The following is a 3,321-nucleotide window of genomic DNA, read 5'->3' on the forward strand; positions in this document are numbered from 1 at the left end:
CACCCGCTGGATCGAGACCGAGTGGAACAACACCATCGAGCCCTTCACCGGTGGCGAGCCCCTCGACGAGGAGGACGCCCGGCCCCGCCAGACGGTGGTGGTGGAGGTCGGCGGCCGTCGCCTCGAGGTGTCGCTGCCCGGCGATCTGGCCCTGTCCAACGGCAGCGCGGGCGAGGCCGGTGTCATCCGCAAGAAGCCCAAGCCGCGCAAGCGCGGGGCGCACTCGGGTGCGGCGGCCTCCGGTGACGCGGTGACCGCCCCCATGCAGGGCACCGTGGTCAAGGTCGCGGTCGAGGAGGGACAGGAGGTCGCCGCGGGCGACCTGGTCGTCGTCCTCGAGGCGATGAAGATGGAGAACCCGGTGACCGCGCACAAGGACGGCGTCATCACCGGACTCGCGGTGGAGGCCGGTGCGGCCATCACCCAGGGCACGGTGCTCGCCGAGATCAAGTAACCAGCGGAACAATAATCCCCGGAAACAGTTGTCGGGCTCGCCCTGCGCGGGTACCGTTCGGGGCAGGTTGAGTTCACAGCCGTCCGGATCACGTCAAGGCGCGCGGGGCAGGTGAATTCCCTGTCCTCAAAAGCACTCCTGACGTCTTCGCGCATCCTGCTTTCGGATGGAGTCAGTAATGTCTGTGGCCCAATCTTGGCAACACAGCCGCCCGGCGCATTTCACCGCGCGCTGGGAACCCACGGGGACCCTGATCACGGTGGACGGTGAGCTCGACGCCGCCAACGCCGACCAGCTGGTGGCCTACGTGCGGCACGGCATCGGTCGCACCCGGCGCGTGATCCTGGACCTGCGCGGCCTGAAATTCATTGGCACGGCCGGGTTTTCGTCCCTGCACCGGATCAACGTGGTGTGCTCGGGCGCCCAGGCGTCCTGGGCGATGGCGCCCAGCCCGGCGGTGGCGCGCCTGCTGCGGATCTGCGACCCCGACGGCACCCTGCCGGTGACGACGCCCGCGCTCGAGCCGCTGTTGGGAGAGCTGCACGACGGCGAGGAAGAGCCGCGCTCCCTACTGCAGTTGGTCACGCAGCCGCGTTAGCGACTTCGCCAGCAGGCGGGAGACGTGCATCTGCGAGATGCCGACCCGTTCGGCGATCTGTGTCTGCGTCATCGACTCGAAGAACCTGAGCACCAACACCGTTCGTTCCCGCTCGGGCAGCGCCTCGAGCAGTGGCCGCAGCGACTCCTGATCCTCGATCCGGTCCAGCCCGGTGTCGACGTCGCCCAGCGTGTCGGCGATGGCGCGGGCCTCGTCCTCGTCGCTGCCGCCCCCGCTGTCGATGGACAGGGTGTTATAGGAGCTGCCCGCCACCAGGCCCTCGACCACCTCCTCGCGGTCCATGCCCAGCTCGGCGGCGAGTTCGGTCGCGGTGGGCGCCCGGCCCAGCCGTTGCGACAGATCGGCGGTGGCGGTGCCCAGGCGCAGGTGCAGTTCCTTCAGGCGCCGCGGCACCTTGACCGACCAACTGTTGTCCCGGAAGTGCCGGCGGACCTCGCCCATGATCGTGGGCACCGCGAACGACACGAAGTCGGAACCGGTCTCCACGTCGAAGCGGACCACCGCGTTGACCAGACCGACGCGCGCAACCTGCACGAGGTCGTCGCGCGGTTCGCCGCGTCCCTCGAACCGGCGGGCGATGTGATCGGCGAGCGGCAGGCAGCGCTCGACGATCTTGTCCCGTTGACGCTGGAATTCCATCGAGTCCGGAGCGACATCGGCCAACTCGCGGAACATGTCCGGGACATCGGCGTACTCGTTCGGGCGCGAGACGGAACCGCCGGCAGCTGGTGGGGTCACCTGCTGGAGGCCGCCCGTCGCGCCGTTAGCGTGATACCGAAGACGCTGCCGGTTTGGTTGGGTTCGCGACCATCGTGGAAGGTCTGGACGTCGTCGGCCAGCGACGTCAGGACGTGCCAGCTGAAGCTGCCGGGCGCCACCACGTCGTGGGTGTCGCACGCCGCGGACGCCTCCACCACCAGTTGGTCGTCCTGCGGGTCGACCACGACCACCAGAGTCGCGTCGGGGGTGGCACAGCGGATCAACCGGGTGCACACCTCGTCCACCGCCAGGCGCAGGTCGGCCACGGCGTCGAAGTCCAGGTCCTCGAAGGTGCCGATCGCGCCGACCAGCGTCCGGAGCATCGCGAGGTTCTCCAGGCGTGCCGCGACGTGCAGCTCGACGGCGCGATGGCCACGCTGACGTTTGTTAGTGCGCAATCCCGCGTCGTTCATCTGGTCTCCCGGCAATGGTTGACTGACACTACTACCACCCCTCAGCCCGCCGTGTACCGGCCGTTCGAGCCGATTAGTCATGGCTGCCGCCGGGTATTCGACCCGGCACAAGCGCGCCTGAACCGCCGATCCGGTTCGGGCGCGGCGGCTCAAGCGCGTGGCGGTGATCGCCGGGATCGCGCTGCTGATACTGGTCGTTCTCGCTGTATGCATCTATGTCGGTGTCTACGTGATCCTGGCCCACATGATGGGGCGACCACGCTGACGCAACCGTTCCGGCACTCATCATGGTGCACACCTGATACCCGCTCGACGGGGCCGGTAACCCCCGGGTTTGCTTGCTGGCAAAAATGGCCTCGCCGCGGGGTCGGCCGCGCCGGACGGGCTCCTAACTGGCGGGCCGCTGCCGGTAGACCTCGGGGTGTTCGGCGTACCAGCGATCGGCGATCCGGCGAATCCGCCGGTGCTCCACCGCCACCCACGCCAGCCCGAGGACGGCGGCGACGATCGCGAGCACGCCCGCGGTCATGCCCTCGTGGTGGTGTCCGGTGCCGAAGGCCGCCAGGCTTCCGCACCCCCCGATCACGCCGGCCACCACCAGCAAATAACCGGGCCAGTGCAACACGTCGATCAACGACTCCCCGGCGAGCGGCCGCGTAGTCCTCAGATGGTCGACGGGGTCATGAAAGGTGTCTCCCATGGCTGCTCCTAGTGGAGATCTCTTGCGCAGCTCAATACGGGTTGCACCATCAACGGTAGATCGCCCGGGAGGCTTTTGGCGAGACCCAGTCAGAGGGGCAGCGCCGGGCCCGCGATCGGGGCCACGCCCAGCGCCACCATCAAGACCATCAGGGTGAACAGGAACCAGCCCGCACCGTGCCAACCCCACCAGGTGCCCTGCGCCTTCCACACGCGATAGGTGCGCAGGAACGCCCACAGCCCGGACGCCAGCAGGATCAACGGTCCCCCCACCGCCAGCAGCGTCCGCTGCGGCGCGCCGCAGGCGACGGTGTCGACGCCATTGCTCGGGCAGGTGCTCACCCACAGCGCGGCCATGACCAGAAAGACCACCGCCG

6 protein-coding genes are annotated in these 3,321 nt (G+C 68.6%); 2 read left to right on the forward strand and 4 right to left on the reverse strand.

Annotated elements, in window-relative coordinates; translation table 11 throughout:
- Positions 1-454, forward strand: a 454-nt coding sequence (locus WU80_RS24375) for a biotin/lipoyl-containing protein (protein ID WP_156371880.1), incomplete at its 5' end; no start/stop codon positions are given.
- 166 nt (positions 455-620) lie between these two features.
- Positions 621-1,052: an STAS domain-containing protein gene (locus WU80_RS24380; RefSeq protein WP_055405182.1), complete on the forward strand. Its 432-nt coding sequence runs from the start codon at positions 621-623 to the stop codon at positions 1,050-1,052.
- On the opposite strand, the gene WU80_RS24385 is transcribed toward WU80_RS24380, so the two are convergent.
- The 4 genes from WU80_RS24385 to WU80_RS24400 form a co-directional block, all read right to left on the reverse strand.
- Positions 1,023-1,811, reverse strand: a complete 789-nt coding sequence (locus WU80_RS24385) for an RNA polymerase sigma factor SigF (RefSeq protein ID WP_055405181.1) — start codon at positions 1,809-1,811, stop codon at positions 1,023-1,025. The two genes, WU80_RS24380 and WU80_RS24385, sit on opposite strands and share 30 nt — an antisense overlap.
- Positions 1,808-2,245 carry an ATP-binding protein gene (locus tag WU80_RS24390; RefSeq protein WP_055405180.1) on the reverse strand — a complete coding sequence of 146 codons (438 nt, stop codon included), beginning with the start codon at positions 2,243-2,245 and terminating at the stop codon, positions 1,808-1,810. The genes WU80_RS24385 and WU80_RS24390 overlap by 4 nt, the downstream gene beginning before the upstream one ends.
- Positions 2,246-2,633: 388 nt before the next feature.
- Positions 2,634-2,945 (reverse strand): protein UsfY, encoded by a 312-nt coding sequence (usfY, locus tag WU80_RS24395; protein WP_055405179.1) that lies wholly within the window; start codon positions 2,943-2,945, stop codon positions 2,634-2,636.
- Between the two features lie 89 nt (positions 2,946-3,034).
- Positions 3,035-3,321 (reverse strand): hypothetical protein (locus tag WU80_RS24400; RefSeq protein ID WP_055405883.1); only part of this gene is annotated, 287 nt, incomplete at its 5' end.

The organism is Mycobacterium sp. UM_11, from assembly GCF_001414075.1.
Lineage (GTDB): Bacteria > Actinomycetota > Actinomycetes > Mycobacteriales > Mycobacteriaceae > Mycobacterium.